19 protein-coding genes and 2 tRNA genes are annotated in these 19,754 nt (G+C 56.8%); 17 read left to right on the top strand and 4 right to left on the bottom strand.

Going from position 1 to position 19,754, the window contains the following annotated elements; all coding sequences use genetic code 11:
- Positions 1-117: 117 nt before the first annotated feature.
- The 3 genes from G5380_RS12365 to G5380_RS12355 form a co-directional block, all read right to left on the bottom strand.
- Positions 118-2,133: an exoribonuclease II gene (locus G5380_RS12365; protein WP_421209376.1), complete on the bottom strand. Its 2,016-nt coding sequence runs from the start codon at positions 2,131-2,133 to the stop codon at positions 118-120.
- Between the two features lie 86 nt (positions 2,134-2,219).
- Entirely contained in the window at positions 2,220-3,119 is a 900-nt protein-coding gene (locus tag G5380_RS12360) for a LysR family transcriptional regulator ArgP (protein ID WP_266135412.1), read from the bottom strand.
- Between the two features lie 199 nt (positions 3,120-3,318).
- Positions 3,319-3,969, bottom strand: coding sequence for an acyl-homoserine-lactone synthase (locus G5380_RS12355; RefSeq protein WP_266135413.1), 651 nt, complete (start codon positions 3,967-3,969; stop codon positions 3,319-3,321).
- 62 nt (positions 3,970-4,031) lie between these two features.
- Here G5380_RS12355 and G5380_RS12350 point away from each other — a divergent pair, with 62 nt between their 5' ends.
- Entirely contained in the window at positions 4,032-4,814 is a 783-nt protein-coding gene (locus tag G5380_RS12350) for a LuxR family transcriptional regulator (protein WP_216952064.1), read from the top strand.
- Positions 4,815-5,008: 194 nt separating this feature from the next.
- Entirely contained in the window at positions 5,009-5,620 is a 612-nt protein-coding gene (gene lysE, locus G5380_RS12345) for an L-lysine exporter (RefSeq protein ID WP_421209378.1), read from the top strand.
- A gap of 82 nt (positions 5,621-5,702) precedes the next feature.
- Here lysE and G5380_RS12340 read toward each other — a convergent pair whose 3' ends face one another.
- Positions 5,703-7,712, bottom strand: a complete 2,010-nt coding sequence (locus G5380_RS12340) for a methyl-accepting chemotaxis protein (RefSeq protein WP_421352784.1) — start codon at positions 7,710-7,712, stop codon at positions 5,703-5,705.
- 261 nt (positions 7,713-7,973) lie between these two features.
- Here G5380_RS12340 and ruvA point away from each other — a divergent pair, with 261 nt between their 5' ends.
- The 15 genes from ruvA (at position 7,974) to G5380_RS12265 (ending at position 19,754) form a co-directional block, all read left to right on the top strand.
- Positions 7,974-8,588, top strand: a complete 615-nt coding sequence (gene ruvA / locus G5380_RS12335; RefSeq protein ID WP_216952061.1) for a Holliday junction branch migration protein RuvA — start codon at positions 7,974-7,976, stop codon at positions 8,586-8,588.
- 8 nt (positions 8,589-8,596) lie between these two features.
- The gene (gene ruvB / locus G5380_RS12330) at positions 8,597-9,607 is read left to right on the top strand and encodes a Holliday junction branch migration DNA helicase RuvB (protein ID WP_005335744.1); all 1,011 of its coding nucleotides are present in this window, start codon (positions 8,597-8,599) and stop codon (positions 9,605-9,607) included.
- 935 nt (positions 9,608-10,542) lie between these two features.
- A complete protein-coding gene (locus tag G5380_RS12325; protein WP_005335743.1) occupies positions 10,543-12,099 on the top strand; it encodes a cytochrome ubiquinol oxidase subunit I in 1,557 nt (518 codons plus the stop codon).
- Positions 12,100-12,110: 11 nt separating this feature from the next.
- Positions 12,111-13,247, top strand: a complete 1,137-nt coding sequence (cydB, locus tag G5380_RS12320; protein WP_005335741.1) for a cytochrome d ubiquinol oxidase subunit II — start codon at positions 12,111-12,113, stop codon at positions 13,245-13,247.
- 14 nt (positions 13,248-13,261) lie between these two features.
- Positions 13,262-13,378, top strand: a complete 117-nt coding sequence (cydX, locus tag G5380_RS12315) for a cytochrome bd-I oxidase subunit CydX (protein WP_005304933.1) — start codon at positions 13,262-13,264, stop codon at positions 13,376-13,378.
- Entirely contained in the window at positions 13,365-13,676 is a 312-nt protein-coding gene (locus G5380_RS12310) for a cyd operon YbgE family protein (RefSeq protein WP_041202810.1), read from the top strand. The genes cydX and G5380_RS12310 overlap by 14 nt, the downstream gene beginning before the upstream one ends.
- Before the next feature lie 105 nt (positions 13,677-13,781).
- Positions 13,782-14,189, top strand: a complete 408-nt coding sequence (gene ybgC / locus G5380_RS12305; protein ID WP_005343212.1) for a tol-pal system-associated acyl-CoA thioesterase — start codon at positions 13,782-13,784, stop codon at positions 14,187-14,189.
- A 1-nt stretch (position 14,190) separates the two neighbouring features.
- Positions 14,191-14,868 carry a protein TolQ gene (gene tolQ / locus G5380_RS12300; protein ID WP_216954450.1) on the top strand — a complete coding sequence of 226 codons (678 nt, stop codon included), beginning with the start codon at positions 14,191-14,193 and terminating at the stop codon, positions 14,866-14,868.
- Positions 14,868-15,314, top strand: coding sequence for a protein TolR (gene tolR, locus G5380_RS12295; protein ID WP_005335733.1), 447 nt, complete (start codon positions 14,868-14,870; stop codon positions 15,312-15,314). The genes tolQ and tolR overlap by 1 nt, the downstream gene beginning before the upstream one ends.
- Positions 15,315-15,319: 5 nt before the next feature.
- Positions 15,320-16,450 carry a cell envelope integrity protein TolA gene (gene tolA, locus G5380_RS12290; protein WP_216979490.1) on the top strand — a complete coding sequence of 377 codons (1,131 nt, stop codon included), beginning with the start codon at positions 15,320-15,322 and terminating at the stop codon, positions 16,448-16,450.
- Positions 16,451-16,545: 95 nt separating this feature from the next.
- Positions 16,546-17,871: a Tol-Pal system beta propeller repeat protein TolB gene (gene tolB, locus G5380_RS12285; protein ID WP_216952059.1), complete on the top strand. Its 1,326-nt coding sequence runs from the start codon at positions 16,546-16,548 to the stop codon at positions 17,869-17,871.
- 49 nt (positions 17,872-17,920) lie between these two features.
- A complete protein-coding gene (gene pal / locus G5380_RS12280) occupies positions 17,921-18,445 on the top strand; it encodes a peptidoglycan-associated lipoprotein Pal (RefSeq protein WP_005313284.1) in 525 nt (174 codons plus the stop codon).
- Between the two features lie 158 nt (positions 18,446-18,603).
- On the top strand, positions 18,604-19,401 hold the full coding sequence (gene ybgF, locus G5380_RS12275) for a tol-pal system protein YbgF (RefSeq protein ID WP_216952058.1): 798 nt from the start codon (positions 18,604-18,606) through the stop codon (positions 19,399-19,401).
- 174 nt (positions 19,402-19,575) lie between these two features.
- Positions 19,576-19,651, top strand: a tRNA-Lys gene (locus tag G5380_RS12270).
- Between the two features lie 31 nt (positions 19,652-19,682).
- Positions 19,683-19,754, top strand: a tRNA-Val gene (locus G5380_RS12265).

Below are 19,754 nucleotides of genomic sequence, written 5' to 3'. Positions count from 1 at the left end.
CTGTGGCGAAAACTGTGCGTAGTGGCGCCACTTGTGGCAGCGTGTATGGCAGATGCGGGGCAAAAAAGAGCCCGCGCAATGGCGGGCTCTCGGGCAGATGAGATGACTCTGTGCGGCTTACTCAGCCTTGGGGGCTACGTCCGCAGGTGTGCTCTCGGCGACCGGGGCTTCCGGTGCCGGACCCGGTACCAGATCCACAGCCGGTTTGGCGATAAGGGAGCGGGTCTCTTCCACCGCTTCGGTCAGCTTGACCTCGATGAGCTGGCCGAGCTCGTAGACCACCTCAGTCTTGTCCAGATAGACGCGGCCGTTGTCCCAGTTGCACTCCAGCCGATCCTTGTTGTCGAGAATATGACGGGCAGGCAGGAAGACCACTGCTCCGTTCTCCTGCAGACGCAGCTTGAGACCGGCACGCATCACGTCGATGATCTCGGCGTTGAATACCTGATCGGTGCCAGCGGCGGCTTTCAGGTAGCGAACATAGAGCCAGTCGCCGATGTCACGCTCCACCATGCGGTGCAGGCGGCGGCAGGCGGTCAGATGCTCGGTGAGCTCCTGACTCGGGCGCTCACCCGGGGTTTTGCCCGCGATGACCGCTTTGAGCAGACGATGGTTGACCATATCGCCGTATTTTCGAATAGGTGACGTCCAAGTGGCGTAGGCATCCAGACCCAGACCGTAGTGGGCGCCCGGTTCGGAGGACATCAGCGCATAGCTCTGGAAGCGGCGGATCTTGCCATCCAGCCAGCGGGTGTCGAGGTTGTCGATCCAGCGGCGCAGGGCGCAGAAGCCGGAGAGGCTGGCGATCTCGTCGCGCTCGAACGGGGCTTCGGCACTCTTCAGCAGGTCGATGGCGCCGTCGAGGGACTCTTCGTCAAAGCCGGTGTGAACGTTGAAGATGCCGTAACCGACGCTCTTGCCCAGCACGCGACCGGCGCAGATGTTGGCGGCGATCATCGACTCTTCTACCATGCGGTTGGCGATGCGGCGCGGCTCGACGTGGATAGCCAGCACTTCGCCATTCTCGCCCAGCTCGAAGTCGTAGTCGGGACGATCCGGGAATACCAGCGCATGCTCGGTGCGCCACTTGATGCGCGCTTCGGTCATCGCTTTCATCAGCGGCAGCTGGGCCAGCACACCTGCGTCGATGGCCAGCTCTTTGCCGTGCTCCGCCCAGTCGGAGACGTCGTCATAGTTGAGACGGGCGTGGGAGCAGATGCGGGCGGCGAAGAACTCAGTCTCCTCCAGTAGCAGACCATCTTCGGCGATGAGCAGACGGGCACACAGGGTGTTGCGCTCCTCGCCCTCTTTCAGGGAGCAGAGCTCGTCGGAGAGGGTGCGTGGGATCATCGGCACGTTGCGGCCCGGCATGTAGACGGTAAAGGCGCGCTGGGCGGCCTCTTTGTCCAGCTCGCTCCCTTCGGCCACATAGGCGGTCGGGTCAGCGATGGCGACCAGCAGCTCCCAGCCGTTGTCCAGCTTGGTGATGGCCAGCGCATCGTCCATATCCTTGGTCTTGGCACCGTCGATGGTGAAGAAGGGGACTGCGGTCAGATCGCGACGGGGCAGCTCTTCCTCTTCGATCACCTTCCACTCCGGCAAGTCAGCCGGCTCGACCTGGGCCAGATTGTGGCGCGCCAGCACCACCCACCAGGGCACATTGTGATCTTCTTGGGCGGCGATCTTCTGGATAATCTCGGCAGAGAAGTTGCCGTCGACCAGCGCATGGCGCTTGAGGGTCGCCACCACCCAGTCACCTTCCTTGAACTCTTTCTCATCCAGACCCTTCTTGACGCGGGCCTTGATGGCATCCTTGATCAGCGGATGGTCGGCAACCACGTTGAGGCGGTCACGGAACATCTTGACCCGGGCCACGAAGCGGGTGACGGACTGCTCCAGCAGGGTATCCGGCTCGGCCACTTCCTTCTCTTTTTCGGTGCGGATCAGGGCGGTCACCCGGTCACCGTGCATCACCTTCTTCATGTAGGGAGGCGGCACGAAATAGCTGGTCTTCTCATCGACTTCCAGAAAGCCGAAGCCCCGGTCCGAGGCGCGGATCACACCCTCTTTCTTCGGGATGTTTTCGCGGATTTGTTGCTTGAGCTGGGCCAGCAGCGGATTGTCTTGGAACATAAATGGGGAACCTGAGTGGAGACCTGATGAAGAAACGCCCAGCACTATACGTTTTTAGCCCTGCAAAGCCAAGGTGAATGGCCTGATCAGCGTGGTTTCAGAGAGCTGCGGGCATAGTCGATGAGCCGTAAAGAGAGCTGTTTGTGTACCCCTTTTTCCAGTACCCAACGGTGCCAGTAGAGTCGCTCCGTCAGGATGCGCTCTGGGCTGAGGTTGACCAGTGAGCCACTCTCCAGTTGTCTCCTGATCTGTAATTCCGGGATAAGACAGTAGGCCACTCCCTGTTCGGCCATGGCGACAAAGGCCTCCGACGAATGAACCGTATGGCAGGGGTAGCCGCCAGGCTCCAGCCCGAACTGCTCCCTCATAAAGCTTACATGCATGTCATCTCGCTGATCGAACGCTACTGCCGGTGCCTTGGCCAGTGCTTCCCGGGTCAGACCGCGAGGAAAATGGCGAGCCACAAAGGCCGGGCTGGCGGTGAGCAGATAGTTCATCTCACCCAGCTCGTCGACACAGCAACCAGCCAGCGGTTGGGGGCTCAGGCTGACCGCGCCGAAGGCCTGTCCCTCGCGCACCTTGTCGAGGGTGCGGCACTCGTCATCCACCAGCAGGTTGAGTTCGATGGGATGCTGCTCAAGCAAGGGAGTAATCGAGGGCAGAAACCAGGTGGCCAGGCTGTCGGCATTCACGGCGATACTGATCCGGATGGGTGCTTGTGGTGTGGCGGGAGCCAGCTCACCAGCCAGTTCCAGCTCTAGCTGGTGGACCTGACGATAGTGTGCCAGCAGCTTCTGGCCGAGCGGGGTCGCTTGCAGCGGCTGGCTGCGGATGAGCAGCGGCTCGGCAAACTGCTGCTCCAGCTGCTTGATCCGCTGGGAGATGGCCGACTGGGTGATATGGAGCGACTTGGCCGCCCGCTCGAAGTTCTGTTCCTGCAGTACCGCATCCAACGCCCGCAGCAGTTTGTAGTCCAGCTCTTTCATCTTCCCTCCCTTGCGTTGCTTCTGGGCTGACTCTACGTCACTCGGCAGGGGACAACAATGAGTGGTGACAGGGACGTTATGCTGTGATTTCTGACAGTAGTGATCAGGTTGTTGAGGGAGGATACTGCCCGCTGATCCGTGGGTTAGCCTGCGGGCTCATAGCGATCTGTTTATCCCGGGTCTGTTTTCCCGGGATTTTTTATGACTGCGCTGTCAGCGCCCTTGATGGTTGCTGCAGTAGAATGTGGCTGGTTTGATAGTGGCCCAGCAGAGGTTGGCCAACGGCACGGGCGAAACGTTCATCCAGATGGAAGCGGATCCCCACCCCGCGCACGGCCCCCAGATCCACCGTCTGGCGGTGACCGAGCCGCTCGATGGGCAGTCCGAGACGACGAAAGATGCGCTCTACCGGCAGGCTGACGACAGCGACCAGCTCCCGGATCCCGTGAGCATGGGCGAAGGCATAGACTTCGCGAAAGATAACGCAGGTGAGCTCGCTGACGCCATTGACCATCCGCGGAGCACGGCTGGCATCGATGGCTAGACGGGTCAGTTCCCAGACATCGGGGGTGCGTGGTGCACTTTCACCGGCAAGGGCGGTGGGGAAGATGGTGGGCAGCATATAGGCATCGGCACAGTTGAGCAGGCGAATACAGCCGCACAGCCCTTGTTTATCCTCGATCAGCACCCAATGGGTGTCTGGCGTATCAAAGCTGTCACGCTCGAGTCCCCGATGGGACTCTACATCCCAGCCGAGCCGGTCGGAAAAGACGCGATTTCGAAAGCGATAGAGTTCCTCCTCTACCTCATTTCGTGGATGCTCTCTCAATTTTCCTTTGAAAACCAACATTATGGGCCCTCTGTCTTGCTATTCGCCGTTATAATCACATGTCTGGCCAAGGGGGCTTTCATATGAAAAGAGACCAACTGCTTGAGTATCTCGAACATTTCACTTCGGTGACGGATGGCAACCGTCTGGCCGAGCTGATCGGTCACTTCACGCTCGGGATGGGCTACGACTACTACCGCTTCGCGCTGATCCTGCCGATGTCGATGCAAAGACCCAAGGTGGTGCTGTTCAATCACTGCCCTGACTCCTGGGTGCAGGCCTACACCGAAAACAACATGCTGGCATGTGATCCGGTGATCCAGCTGGCGCGCAAGCAGACTCTGCCCATCTACTGGAATCGCCTCGATGAGCGAGCCAGTTTTCTGCAAGAGGGAAGCATGGATGTGATGGGGCTGGCAGCCGAGTTCGGGCTACGCAATGGCATCTCCTTCCCCCTGCACGGTGCAGCCGGGGAGAACGGGATCCTCTCCTTTATCACGTCCGAGCGGGCCTCGAGCGATCTGCTGCTGGAGTCGTCGCCGATCCTCTCATGGATGTCGAACTACATCTTCGATGCCGCAATCCGGGTGGTGCGTTTCAGCATGATGGACAGTGCGGGCAAAGAGCCCCTGACCGAGCGCGAAACCGAGTGTCTGTTTTGGGCCAGCGAAGGAAAGACCTCCTGCGAGATAGCCTGCATCCTCGGCATCACGGAGCGCACGGTCAATTACCACCTCAATCAGGTCACCCGCAAAACCGGCTCCATGAACCGCTACCAGGCCATTGCCAAGGGGGTGGGGACCGGCTTGCTGTTGCCCAATCTGGAGCAGGTGGTGGTCACCAATTTTCCCCGAGTGTTGCAGTAGTCCGAGTCTCACATGCCACAGATTCTCCTGCTGCTGTATGAGGGTCACAATTGTCAGATCCGGTAATTGACAAGGGATTGAATAGAAAAGCTTCATCATTAGCAAAATGAATGAACCAGTAAATCAATGAATTTCTAAGAGGGAACAGGGCTCGCTATAGTGCCGTTCATTCATCACTTCGAACGGAACTTTCCATGCTGCTGACCACGACCCTGCAAGGCTTCACCATAGGTCTTGCCATGATCATCCCCATTGGCGCCCAGAATGCCTTTGTGCTGAGCAGAGGCATCCATCGCAATCACCATCTGCTGAGCGCCACACTCTGCAGTTTCTGCGACCTCATTCTGATCGCTATAGGGGTATTTGGCGGAGCCAATCTGCTGGCTGCCAGCCCGATTGGCATGATGCTGCTTACCTGGGGCGGCGTGCTGTTTCTCGGCTGGTTTGGGGTTCGCTCCCTGCGCAGCGCCTGGCATGGACAGGAGGGCGGACTGGCCGACTCTTCGCAACGGATGAGAGCCAGAAGCGTACTGGCCATGACGCTAGGGGTCACCCTGCTCAATCCCCATGTCTATCTCGATACCCTGATGCTGCTCGGCTCCCTTGGCAGTCAGGTGAGCGAGTCCCTGCGTCCGGCCTTTGCTGCGGGGGCCATGCTGGCCTCGCTGGTGTGGTTTTACTCGCTTGCGCTGGGAGCGGCCGCATTGGCGCCCTGGCTAGCGCGAGGAGGGGTGCAGCGGGGGATCGATCTGCTGGTCGGCATCATCATGCTGAGTCTGGCTATTCAACTGGCCATAGGAAGTTGAGGAAGTTAAGGCGGCAGGAATGAGCGACCGGTAACAAAAAGATGCCACTCGCAGGGAGTGGCATCTTCGCTATTGGAGGGGGTCAGACTCGGAACTGGGAGAGCAGGCGCTGTTGCAGCAGGCTGGCTTGATGGAGCGAGGAGGCGAGCTGCAGGCACTCCTGCGCCTCCTGTTCGCCGGTTCTGGCTTGCAGACTGATGCCGGAGACCTTGTCAGAGGAGTGGCTCAGGGTGTGTGACAGTTGACCTGTGGCTACGGCCACCTGCTGCACCATGTCGGCCAGCTGGTCGATGGCGCCTTCCACCTTGAACAGGATCTGCTTGGTGTTCTCGGAGTCTTGCATGCCGGACTCCACCGTCTTGAGGTTGCGCTGCATCATCAGGTAGGCGCTCTCGGTCTGCTGCTGGATGCTGCTGATCACCTGGCTGATCTCGGCGCTTGATATCGCCGTGCGATTGGCCAGGGTGCGCACCTCGTCCGCGACCACAGCAAAGCCACGTCCCATCTCCCCCGCGCGGGCTGCTTCGATAGCCGCATTGAGGGCCAGCAGGTTGGTCTGCTCCGAGATTTCGCTGATGGTGGAGATGATCTGGCCGATCTGGCCCGCCTGCTCCTTGAGGGCGTTGATGGCGATGGCGCACTCGCCCACCTCCTGCACCACCCGCTGCATGCCCGCACTGGCAGAGGCGACATATTGGCTACTTTCGGTGGTTAGCTGGCGCACCTCGTTGGCATTGTGGGCCGCCATGCTGCAGTTGTCAGAAATACCGGTAGCGACTTGTACCATTTGTTCACTGTCCTGATGCAGGGCCAGCGCATGTTCGGCGGTCTGGCGGCTGCTCTGGCTGATCGCCTCCACCCGGTTGACCGAGGTGTGAACGTGTTCGCTGATGTGCCGGTTGTTGTCCATGGTGGAGCTGATCATCTTCTGCAATTTCTCGATGAAGCGATCCACGCTGTTGGCCAGCGAGCCTATCTCGTCATCCCGCAGCAGGTTGATGCGGGCGTTGAGATCCCCCTCGCCGGCGGCGATATCCTGCATCCGTTTGTCCACTTGCAGCAGCGGGGTGACCAGCTTGCGGGTCAGCCAGAAGCCACAGAGGGTGACCATGATCAGGCTAAGCAACAGGCCGCCCAGCAGCAGGGTGCGGGTTTGGCTGATGATGCCGTTGAGCTGGACTACCTGATCCTCGACGGTGGCATCACCGCTCGCCTCGATGGCAACCAGTTGTTGCTGTAGCTGGTCGGCACTGGCCTCATAGAGAGCCTGCTGGGCCTGATAGCTGCCGAGCGCCTCGATCCACTGCCCCATCAGCTGCTGATGTCGGGCCAACAGGGTGCGATACTGTGTCGCCAGCGGCTTGCCGGCAAATTTGCCGGTTCCCTCGATATCGAACAGCCCGGTACCGAGCATGCTGTCGATCGCTTCGTGATAGAAATCGGTCGCCTCTTTCAGCTCGACCTTGATCGCCTCCGTTACCCCTTGTCTGCGCATCTTCTCCAGCGCATAGAGCTGGCGCAAAAAGCCGATATTGGACTCCATTCCCCCGTCGGCCGCTTCCCAGCGGGTGGAGAGGCCGCTGTTCCAGCTGATGGTCTGGTCGGGGGCCTGGGTCAGCACCTCTACCGCCCCATCGCCAATCACCTCCAGCTGGGTCGAGAGTCGTGCCATCAGCTCGGCGTTGTGATGCAGGGCCTGATCCACCTCGGTATAGGCGTGATAGAGCGTCAACAGCTTCTCTTGTTGTTGTTGATAGGCCAGCTTCTGCTGCTCCATAGTGGCCAGGACTGCGCCATCAATGAGCTGACCCTGGCTGACCCGGGCCAGCGCATCATCGGTCGCCGCCTTGGCGGCATCAAGCTCGGTGCGATTGAGCGGGGTGCCGTTTTGCATCTTCTGAATCTGTAACTGTTGATTGCCCAGTTCGATGGAGCCTTCCATGGCGCCATCGGCGGTCTGCCAGGCGCTTCCCAACACATAGGTGAGCAGGCCGGCCAGCCGCTGGCTGCCATACCAGCCCACGACCCCCATCCCCAGCGTGCAGCCGAGCAAGATGGCAAGACCCAGATTGGCGGTGGTAACAATTTTCATATGATGGCCTTCCTTGGTATCTGCATTGGCATCAATTTCGGTTCCGAACGGATTTAGTGTAGTGGCTCATGCCCAGTCGGAGTCCGGTACGGTGCAGAAACATCCCGTACACGCAGGCTGAACCAGATCAAGCATGGTGGCCAATTTGCGAAAAAGCTTCTCCGGATACCAGAGGGTTGCTGCCCTATGCTGGATACTTATCCAGTTATTCTTTATGCTATGAGCCAATTTGCGAATAGCTGTATTGGTGAGGAGAGAGCCGTGATTGGTCGCTTGAGAGGCATTGTCATTGAGAAGCAGCCCCCCGAGGTCTTGCTGGAAGTAGGCGGGGTTGGTTACGAGGTTCATATGCCGATGAGCTGCTTCTATGATTTGCCGGAGATCGGCAAGGAGGCGACCATCCACACTCACTTCGTGGTGCGGGAAGATGCCCAGTTGCTCTATGGTTTTAACCACAAACAGGAGCGGGCGCTGTTCCGCGAGCTGATCAAGACCAACGGAGTCGGCCCCAAGCTGGCGCTGGCTATTCTCTCCGGCATGACAGCTACCCAATTCGTGCTGAGTGTCGAACGTGAAGAGATAAGCTCTTTGGTCAAACTGCCGGGAGTCGGCAAGAAGACCGCCGAGCGTCTGGTGGTGGAGATGAAGGATCGCCTCAAGGGCTGGGTCAGTCACGACCTCTTCTCCCCGGCCATGGTCACCCTGCCAGCCAGTGAGCCAGAATTGCGGGCACCGGATGTGACCGAAGAGGCGGCCAGTGCGCTGGTGGCCCTCGGTTACAAGCCGCAGCAGGCGAGCCAGATTGTCAGCAAGATCGCCAAAGAGGGGATGTCGGTGGAAGATATCATCCGTGAATCCCTGCGTAGCCTGGTATGAGGTAGTTGATGATTGAAGCAGACCGCCTCATTTCGGCCAGTGCCGCCCGTGAGGATGACATTATTGACCGGGCTATCCGCCCCAAGAAGCTGGCTGATTACACCGGTCAGGATACCGTCTGCGAGCAGATGGAGATCTTTATCGAAGCGGCCCGTCAGCGGGGTGAAGCGCTCGATCACCTGCTGATCTTCGGTCCGCCGGGCTTGGGTAAGACCACCCTCGCCAACATCGTCGCCAACGAGATGGGTGTCAATATCAAGACCACCTCCGGCCCGGTGCTGGAGAAAGCGGGGGATCTGGCGGCGCTGCTCACCAACCTTGAACCGAACGATGTGTTGTTCATCGACGAGATCCACCGTCTCAGCCCGGTGGTGGAAGAGGTGCTCTATCCGGCGATGGAGGATTACCAGCTCGACATCATGATCGGGGAGGGACCAGCGGCTCGCTCCATCAAGCTGGATCTGCCTCCCTTTACCCTGATTGGCGCTACCACCCGGGCCGGTTCACTCACCAGCCCGCTGCGGGATCGCTTCGGCATCGTCCAGCGGCTGGAGTTTTACAACGTCAAGGACCTGACCGATATCGTCTCCCGCAGTGCCCGTTGTCTGGGGCTCGACATGACGGAAGATGGTGCCATTGAGGTCGCCCGTCGCTCTCGCGGTACGCCGCGGATTGCTAACCGTTTGTTAAGACGAGTGCGTGACTTCGCCCAGGTCAAATCCGATGGCCGGATCGATGGCCCCATCGCGGCCCGCGCCATGGACATGCTGGATGTCGATAACGAAGGTTTTGACTTCATGGACCGCAAGTTATTGTTGGCTGTCATAGACAAGTTTATGGGGGGGCCGGTGGGTCTCGATAATCTGGCCGCCGCGATCGGGGAAGAGAAAGATACTATCGAAGATGTGCTTGAGCCTTATCTGATCCAGCAAGGGTATCTGCAACGTACACCCAGAGGACGGATTGCGACCACACGAGCATATGCTCATTTCGGTCTTCAGCGACCAGATGAGAAGTAAAAACAGTCGTTTGAACAAAAAACCGCCGTCAAAGGCGGTTTTTTGTTATTCGGGCAAAAAAAAAGCCCACGGCTGATGCGGTGGGCAAAGACAATTCAGGATGGATGTTCACAGACAGTGAGTGCGTCTGGACACAGACCGGAAAATAAACAGGTGAGCCGTCGCGAGCTCTCAGAGTCGGTTCAGTTGATAGAGCTGAACAAAGGAAAGCTTGTAGTAACGGATGGTTTTAGCAACAAACTTTTTCATCTTCGATTCCAATAGACAGGTTCAAATTGATGGTCGAATACGTACCGTGAACCCTGATTAACCGGCCTGTATCCAAGGGTATGCCCTCACTGCGAGGCGCATTGTAGGAGCTCGTATCGGCCCGGGCAAACAAGAAAAATTGCAACCTTCAAATTAGTTTATCTAATGTAGTGATTGATGAAATTGGTTCGCATGAGTATGCATTGTTTGTAGTTTTAAATTGAGTTTTCGAATCAGTTCGCCTGACCTGGATAACATGGAAAAAGGCGCGTCATCGACATTTTTCAAATTAAATGGGGTGGCCGGATGTTAAATTCTTAAATTGATTTAAATCAATATTTTACGCATTGTCATCTTTTGTGATCTGGCTCGCTTCAATAATCGTGAAATAGATTAAACATGGCTTTGAAAGCCATGTATGGCGGGTCCTTTTACATTGATTTCAATCAAATAAAGGTGATATAAAAACCCGGTCATAATGAGCGAGAATAAATTGAAGCTTATTGTTTTTTAATTGTTAAACATTAGCTTTGTTTGTGTTTTCGCGTTGCCTTGTTGTTAATATTGGTGGTTACTGAAAGTGTTTTGTTGTGATGCGTCTCAACGGGGCCCATTCGATAACCCCCAACGGAAGCTTTGTGCTTAAAACTTAAAATAGCCGTGCCAATAATCGGTGAGGAAACATCATGATTGCTGAGCATGTGGTAGACCTATCGCGGTTCCAGTTCGCTGCGACGGCCCTTTATCACTTTTTGTTTGTACCCCTGACGCTGGGAATGGCCTTTCTCCTGGCGATCATGGAATCCGTCTATGTGATGACCAACAACACCATCTACCGGGACATGACCAAATTCTGGGGTAAGTTGTTTGGTATCAACTTTGCCCTGGGGGTCACCACAGGTCTGGCCATGGAGTTCCAGTTCGGGACGAACTGGGCGTACTACTCCCATTATGTCGGCGATATCTTCGGGGCCCCGCTGGCTATCGAAGGGCTGATGGCCTTCTTCCTGGAGTCCACCTTCGTCGGTATGTTCTTCTTTGGTTGGGATCGTCTGAGTAAGCATCAGCATCTGGCTGCCACCTGGTTGATGGCGCTGGGTACCAACCTCTCCGCCCTCTGGATCCTGGTCGCCAACGGCTGGATGCAGAACCCGGTCGGGGCAGAGTTCAACTTCGAATCCATGCGGATGGAGATGATGAGCTTCGCTGACGTGGTGCTCAACCCTGTTGCTCAGGTCAAGTTCGTTCACACTGTGGCGGCTGGTTATACCTGTGGCGCCATGTTTGTGCTGGGTATCTCCTCCTACTACCTGTTGAAGAATCGTGATGTGGCGTTTGCCCGTCGCTCCTTCGCCATTGCCGCTGCGTTCGGTATGGCTTCCATCGTGTCCGTGCTGATCCTCGGTGACGAATCCGGTTACGAGACCGGTGAAGTGCAGAAGGTGAAACTGGCCGCTATCGAAGCTGAGTGGGAAACTGAACCTGCTCCGGCCGCCTTTACCCTGTTCGGTATTCCGAATCAGGAAGAGATGCGCACCGACTACGCCATCAAGATCCCCTATGCGCTGGGCATTATCGCGACCCGTTCTCTGGACGGTCAGGTAACCGGTCTGAAGGATCTGAAGAGCGAGCACGAACTGCGCGTTCGTAACGGTATGACCGCTTACGACCTGCTGACCAAGCTGCAATCCGGTGACAAGTCTGACGAGACCCGCGCTCGCTTCGACGAAGTGAAGCAGGATCTGGGCTACGGTCTGCTGCTCAAGCGCTACACCAGCAACGTGACCGATGCTACCGACGAGCAGATAAAGGCCGCAGTGGATGACTCCATCCCGCAGGTTCTGCCGCTGTTCTTCGCCTTCCGTATCATGGTTGCCGTCGGCATGCTGATGCTGGTGCTGATTGGTATGGCCTTCTATGACAGTGCCCGCCACCAGATCGGCAAGCGCAAGTGGCTGCTCAAGGGTCTGCTGTGGGGTATCCCGCTGCCGTGGATCGCCATCGAAGCAGGCTGGTTTGTGGCTGAATATGGTCGCCAACCGTGGACCATTGCAGAGGTGTTGCCGACTTCCCTCTCTGCATCCAATTTGCCTGCAGCCGAGATCTGGTTCTCTCTGATCGGTATCTGCCTGTTCTATACCGTACTTCTGGTTATCGAGATGTACCTGATGTTCAAGTATGCCCGTCTTGGCCCCAGCAGCCTGAAGACTGGCAAGTATCACTTTGAACAGATCAAGGCATAAGGAGAGCGACCATGTTTGATTACGAAACTCTGCGTGTCATCTGGTGGGCTCTGGTCGGCGTACTGCTGATCGGTTTTGCCATCACTGACGGCTTCGACATGGGGGTAGGCGCACTGCTCCCGTTCGTCGGCAAGAAAGATGTCGAGCGCCGCGTGATGCTCAACACCATGGGGCCGCACTGGGAAGGTAACCAGGTTTGGCTGGTCACTGCCGGTGGCGCCTTGTTCGCCGCCTGGCCGATGGTGTATGCCGCGACCTTCTCCGGCTTCTACATCGCCATGATCCTGACCTTGATGGCGCTGTTCCTGCGTCCGGTCGGTTTCAAGTACCGCTCGCTGCGTGCTGATGCAAAATGGCGCAGCAACTGGGACTGGGCCTTGTTCGCCGGTAGCGCCGTACCGCCCATCGTCTTTGGTGTGGCCTTTGGCAACCTGCTGCAAGGCGTTCCGTTCGAGTTTAACCAGTTCATGATGTTGACCTATCACGGCAACTTCTTCGGCCTGCTTAACCCGTTCGGCATTCTGGCTGGTCTGGTGAGCCTGTTCATGCTGCTCACCCAGGGCGCAACCTGGTTGATGATGAAGACCGACGGGGAAGTGCTGGCACGTTCCCGTACTGCCGCCATGATCTGCTCACTGCTGACCCTGGTGCTGTTTGCTGCCGCGGGTTGGTGGGTAAGCGGTATGGAAGGGTATGTCATCGTCAAGGCTGCCGCGACTGACGCAGTATCCAACCCGATGAACAAGGAAGTTGTCCTGCAGGCTGGTGCCTGGATGAACAACTACACCCTCTATCCGTGGATGGTGGCTGCCCCTGTACTGGGTCTGGCCATGAGCCTGCTGACTGCGCTGTTTGCCCGCATGAACATCGGCTGGCTGGCGTTTACCAGCTCCTCGCTGGCGATTGCCGGGGTCATCCTCACTGCCGGTTTCTCCATGTTCCCGTTCGTGATGCCCTCAAGCCTTGAGCCGTCACTGAGCCTGACCATGTGGGATGCTACCGCCTCTTTCAACACCTTGCAGGTGATGACTGTGGCTGCAGCGATCTTCGTACCGATTGTGCTGGGTTACACCATCTGGACTTACATCAAGATGTTTGGCCGGGTAACCAACAAGCACATCGAAGATAACCAACAATCTCTCTATTAAGAGGTGCGCTGACAATGTGGTATTTCACCTGGATCCTGGGGCTGTTGCTGGCCTGTGCATTTGGCATCATCAATGCGCTGTGGCTGGAACACACCGAGAACATGGATCGTCAGATCGATGAAAACAAGTGATCGACTCGCCAGGCTGGCCGCTCCACTGGAGCGGCAGCCGTGGCAGGGGTTGATGTTACTCGCGGCGGCCTTGTTGGCCGTCGCTATTTTACAGGCCCCCAATCTGATCGCGGCCAACACCAGCGAGCATGGTCTCTGGCTTGCTCCCTGGCTGATGTGGGCCGTCTGTTGTGGCGTACTTAACGGGCTTGGCTTTCATCTGAAAAGCCTGCCCGGACGTGTGCTGTTCAACCCCTGGCTCGCCTGGCCCAGTTTGTTGTATGGCCTCTGGCTGACACATTCATATTTCCTTTCATAAAAAACGGGGGGAGGCAGGATTTCCCTGTCTCCCCCTGCTTCTTTCCTATTCAGCCCTGCGCTATGATAGCCCCCCATCTGACTGTCGAATGGATCACAGATTGTTATGGGGGAAGTCTTTGAGTTTCCGGTACGTGTCTACTACGAAGACACCGATGCCGGGGGCATCGTCTACAACGCCAATTATCTCAAGTTTATGGAACGTGCTCGCACCGAGTTTCTTCGTGCCAAAGGGGTCGAACAGGACGTCTGGCTGCAGGAGGGATATGCCTTCGTGGTGAGCCGAACTGAGATCGATTTCCGCTCGGCGGCCCGTTTTAATGAACTATTGAATGTATTAACGCAAGTGATTGAAGTGAAACGCGCATCCCTGCGTTTTTCGCAGCAGATCCTGGCGGCTGATGGACGACTCGTCACCCAGGCTTTGGTACAGATAGCCTGTGTAAGTCATCCGCAAATGAAACCTGTAGCTATACCTGAAAAAATCAAGGGAGTGCTGTTAAGTGCACGCTGAAATTTCGTTTATTGGCCTGTTTTGGCAAGCCAGCCTGTTGGTAAAACTGGTCATGATCACCCTGATGAGCATGTCTATTGTCTCCTGGGCGCTGATTATCCAGCGTTCCAAGGCGATCAAGGCGGCCAATCTCGCATCGGAACAGTTTGAAGATCGCTTCTGGTCAGGGGTCGATCTCAATCGCCTCTATCAGGAGTCCTCTTCCCGCCGCGATGATATCGAAGGCATGGAAGATATCTTCTACTCCGGCTTCAAGGAGTATGCCCGCCTGCTCAAGGCCGGGGCCCGTGGTCAGGATGCGGTGATGGATGGTACCTACCGTGCCATGCGCGTCTCCCTCTCCCGTGCGGTGGATGATCTGGAATCCAACCTGCCGGTGCTGGCGACCATCGGCTCCATCAGCCCCTACATCGGTCTGTTCGGTACCGTATGGGGGATCATGAACGCCTTTATCGCCCTGGGTCAGGTGCAGCAGGCCACCCTGCAGATGGTGGCACCGGGTATCGCGGAAGCGCTGATTGCGACCGCCATGGGTCTGTTTGCCGCTATCCCGGCGGTAATCTTCTACAACCGCTTCTCCAACAAGGTCGAGCGGCTGGAGAACGCCTACGCCAACTTCATGGACGAGTTCACCACCATTCTGAACCGTCAAATTGCTCAGCAGCAGGGTGATCAGTAATGCAAACCTATCAGCGGATCCGGCGCAAGAAGGTGGCCGAGATCAACGTGGTTCCCTATATCGACGTCATGCTGGTGCTGCTTATCATCTTTATGGCGGTCACGCCGGTGATCACGCAAGGGGTCAAGGTGGATCTGCCGCAGGCTGAGTCCGAGCAGTTGCCGGAAGATGCCAAGCCGCCCTTCATCGTAAGCGTCAATACCGAAGGCGAGTATGTCATCAAGGCTGGCGAAGCCGATGACGAGCCGGTGCCAAGTGGCACGCCAGAGGCGATGCAGCAATACATCACCGAAAAAGCCATGGGCTATCTGGCGATCAACCAGAATGCCCCCGTGGTGGTCGCGGGTGACAAGGCCGTGCGCTACGAAGAGGTGATCCTGTTGATGGTGGCCCTCAAGAATGCGGGTGTGCCTCAGGTTGGCCTGATGACAGATCCGGTGAACTAACGGAGATGGATGTGAAGCGTGGTATTTCCGGTTATCTCATCGCGTCGTTTCTGCTGCACCTGATCATCGGCATCATCCTGTTTGTCGGGCTCGATTTCAGCAAACCGAAACGACCCGAATCGAAGGGGCAGATCGTCAATGCCGTCATGCTTGATGAGAACTTCCTCAACGAGCAGGCCAAGCAGATCCAGCAGCAGAAAGCTCAGCCCAAGCCGCAGAAGGTAGAGAAAGAGAAGGATAAGGAAGATACGGATCTTGCCAAACGCGAACTAGCCCAGCAGCAGGAACGGCTGCGTATTGCCGAGGCCAAGCGGAAAGAAGCAGAAGAGGCGACCCGCAAGGCCGAGGCTGAGAAGCAGAAAAAAGTTGCCGAGCAGAAGCGGGCGGAAGAGAAGGCGCAGAAAGCCGAGGAGGCCCGCAAGCTGGAAGAGCAGAAGGCCAAGAAGGCGGAAGCCGAGCGCAAGGCTGCTGAAGAGGCCAAGGCACTGGCGCTGAAGAAAAAGAAAGAGCTCGAGAAAAAACAGGCGGAAGAGAAGGCTAAAGCCGAGGAGGCCAAAGCCAAGAAAGCGGAAGCTGACAAGAAGGCCAAGGCTGAGGCAGAGAAGAAAGCCAAGGCAGAGGCTGAGAAAAAAGCCAAAGCCGAGGCTGAGAAGAAGGCCAAGGAAGAGGCAGCCAAAAAGGCAAAAGCTGACGCAGAGAAGAAAGCCAAGGCTGAAGCCGAGAAGCAGGCCAAGATCGCGGCAGAACGCAAACGCAAAGCGGCCGAGGAGGCCAGACTGCAAAAAGAGATGGAAGCCATGATGCAGCAGCAGCTGGCGGCTGAAGCCAATGCCCGCAGCCAGGCTGCCTCTGCAGCGGCACAAGGTGAGGTCGACAAGTATGCGGCGCTCATCAAGGCCACTGTTGAGCGGTATATGATTTTGGATCCCACCATGCGGGGCAAAACATGTACTATCGGCGTACGTCTTGCGAGCAGTGGCTTTGTCATATCGGTAGATAACGGCCAGGGTGACCCGGCGGTCTGTCGTTCGGGTAAGGCGGCTGTCTTGAAAGCCAATCAACTGCCAGTGCCCAAGGATCCTGCGGCATTCGAGATGTTGAAGGAATTTAACCTGAAGTTAGAACCGAGTATCTAAGCGTGATAAAACGAGGTTGCTTGCCTCCGGTTGGCAACCTCTCGCCGAGAAAGGAATTTAACCTCTCATCTTTATTGGAACCGAGTATTTAAGCCATGATCAGAAAAGTATTTTTTGCTTTGGTTGGCTGTTTGTTGCTGGGCCAGAGTGCCCAGGCGGCCCTGGACATCGTCATCACCGGCGGTATTGATAGCGCACGCCCCATCGCCGTCGCCCCCTTCAAGTGGGAAGGCAACGGGCAGTTGCCGCAGGACATCGCGGAAGTGGTCTCCAACGACCTGATGCGCAGTGGCAAATTCAAGCCGCTGGCCCGTGGCCAGATGCCGCAGACTCCGAGCAGCAGCAGCGAGATCAACTTCGCACCCTGGGCCGCTCAAGGGGTTGAGGCCGTAGTCGTCGGTTCCATCTCGGCGGTGGGTGACGGCACCTACAAGGTCAACTTCGAGCTGGTCGATGTGCTGAAGGGTCAGCTGGCCAAGGCACAAGGCGGCGAGGCGAACGGTTACATCCTGGATAGCCGTATGGCGACCATCCCGGGTGCCCAGATGCGCCAGTTTGCCCACCGTATTTCCGACATCGTCTATGAGCGTCTGACTGGCGAGCGCGGTGCCTTCCTGACCCGTCTGGCTTACGTCTCCGTACAGCAGGGTACCCAGTTCCCGTACCAGCTGCGCATTTCTGACTACGACGGTTACAACGAGAAGACTCTGCTGCGCTCTCGCGAGCCGTTGATGTCTCCCTCCTGGTCACCGGATGGCAGCAAGCTGGCCTACGTGAGCTTCGAGAACCAGAAGTCCGAAATCTATGTGCAGGATATCTACACCCAGCAGCGCAGCCTGATCACCAGTTTCCGTGGCATTAACGGGGCCCCTGAGTGGTCTCCTGATGGTCGTCGTCTGGCTATCGTTCTCTCCAAAGATGGTTCACCCAACCTCTATGTGGTTGATGTGGCTAGCAAGCAGCTTACCCGCGTCACTACCAGCCGCGTGATCGACACCGAGCCCTCCTGGATGCCGGACGGGCAAAATTTGTTGTTCACCTCTGAACGTGGTGGCAAACCCCAGATTTATAGCGTAAATTTGGCGACTGGTATGACTCGCCGGATGACTTGGGAAGGTGAATCCAACCAGGGGGCATCCATCACTCCTGATGGCAAAATCATGGTGATGGTGACCCGTGTTCAGGGACAGTATCGTATTGCCCGTCAGGACATGGAAAACAATGCCCTGCTGGTCCTGACCCAGAGTGCTCTGGATGAGTCGCCAAGTGTGGCTCCCAATGGCAGCATGATCATTTATGCCACCATCTATCAGGGTCGTAAGAGTCTTGCGTTGGTGTCGACTGATGGTCGCTTCAAGGCTGTGCTTCCGACCAGTAGCGGTGAAATTCGTGCACCAGCTTGGTCGCCCTTCTTGAATTGATAAAAATCCAATTGTTTTTTGTTTTGTTATAAAGGTTTAAGGAAATAGCATGCAACTCAATAAACTGCTCAAGGGTTTGGCCATCGCACTGCCACTGTTCACCCTGGCCGCTTGTAGTTCTTCTTCTGATTCCGACGCCGCTGGCGCTGAATCAGGTATGACCGACGGCATGGGCGGTGTACAAACCGGCGGCGCCAACGGCATGTTGTCCCCGGAAGAGCAGATGCGTCAGAAGTTCGAAGCACTGCAGCGTGACAACGTGATCTACTTCCCGTTCGACGGTTACGATATCCAGGGTCAGTACGCTGATCTGCTGGATGCCCACGCCAGCTACCTGCGCGAGCGCCCGAGCGTGAAAGTCCTGATCGAAGGTCACGCCGATGAGCGCGGTACTCCCGAGTACAACATTGCTCTGGGCGAGCGTCGTGCCAAGGCTGTTGCCAAGTATCTGCAAACCCTGGGTGTGCAGGCCGAGCAGCTCTCCATCGTCAGCTATGGCGAAGAGAAGCCGCTGGATCTGTCTCACACCGAGGATGCCTTTGCCAAAAACCGCCGCGCGGTTCTGGTTTACTAAGGTTTAAACCGAACGAAGTTCGTTTATATGCAAGCGGCCATTTCGATGGCCGTTTTATTTGCACTAAACGCCAAGGTTTGATCCGAATGAAATCTGTATATGCGAGCGACGATGGCGCTGGCCGTTTTATCTGTACTAAACGCTAAGGTTTGATCCGAATGAAATCTGTGTACAAGCAAGCTGTCGTTGCGCTGGCCGTAATGGTTGTTCTGAATGCGCAAGCTGCGGCACCGGTCAGCGATCTGGGCGGTGACTCAAGTGGTGGGGTTGTCCTTAGCGGCAACAACGGCGCCATCGTGCCCACCGGTAGCCTGGAAGATCGGGTTGCCCTGCTGGAGCGCACCCTCAATGCCCGTCTGCGACTGCAAGCTGAATTGCAGCAACAGGTCGACTCCCTGCAAGGTGAGGTTTCCGAGCTGCGTGGTCAGCTGGAGCAGCAGACCTACCAGATGGAACAGTCGCAAGAGCGCCAGCGTCAGCTCTACCAGGAGCTCGACAAGGTTGCCAGCAGCCAGCAAGCTGCTCCAGCCACCCCGGCCCCTGCTGCTACACCGGCTGCTGCCGCCAATTACTCAACCAATCAGGATGAGAACCAGGCCTACGACGCAGCGGTCAACATGGTGCTCAAAGAGAAGAACTACGACAAAGCGATTCCGGCTTTCCAGGGCTTCATCAAGCAGTACCCCAATTCGGGCTATGTTCCCAATGCACACTACTGGCTCGGCCAGTTGCTGTTCAACAAGGGTGACAGAGCCGGTGCCTCGGCCCAGTTTTCGACCGTGGCCAACAAATACAGCAAATCCCCCAAGCGAGCCGATGCGCTGCTGAAGTTGGGTATGCTGGCGCAACTGGATGGCAAGAAGGCGGAAGCCAAATCCTTCTATGAGCAGGTGATCAAGGGCTATCCCAACACCTCGCCAGCCCAGTTGGCCAAACAGAGTCTGGCCAAGCTGTAACATTGCTGTATGTCACTGTTTTCGTAACGCTACTGTAAAAACAGCCTGCATTTGTACGCACAGTGAGCAAACGGATTTAAATTACGAATTTTCTGTTGCACCGGAAATTTAAATCCGTAATATAGGCCGCCGTCAGAGCCGAAGCAGTAATGCAGTCGGAACTGGTCGTGGTGAGGGTCGTTAGCTCAGTCGGTAGAGCAGTTGACTTTTAATCAATTGGTCGCTGGTTCGAATCCAGCACGACCCACCATTTTCTCCACTCGGTGGAGACAGAATTCCCAGGTCGTTTAGCTCAGCTGGGAGAGCACCTCCCTTACAAGGAGGGGGTCACTGGTTCGATCCCAGTAACGACC

This window comes from Aeromonas sp. 604443, from assembly GCF_049170315.1.
GTDB classification, from domain to species: domain Bacteria; phylum Pseudomonadota; class Gammaproteobacteria; order Enterobacterales; family Aeromonadaceae; genus Aeromonas; species Aeromonas veronii_A.
This window is presented reverse-complemented; position numbering and strand designations above follow the sequence as displayed.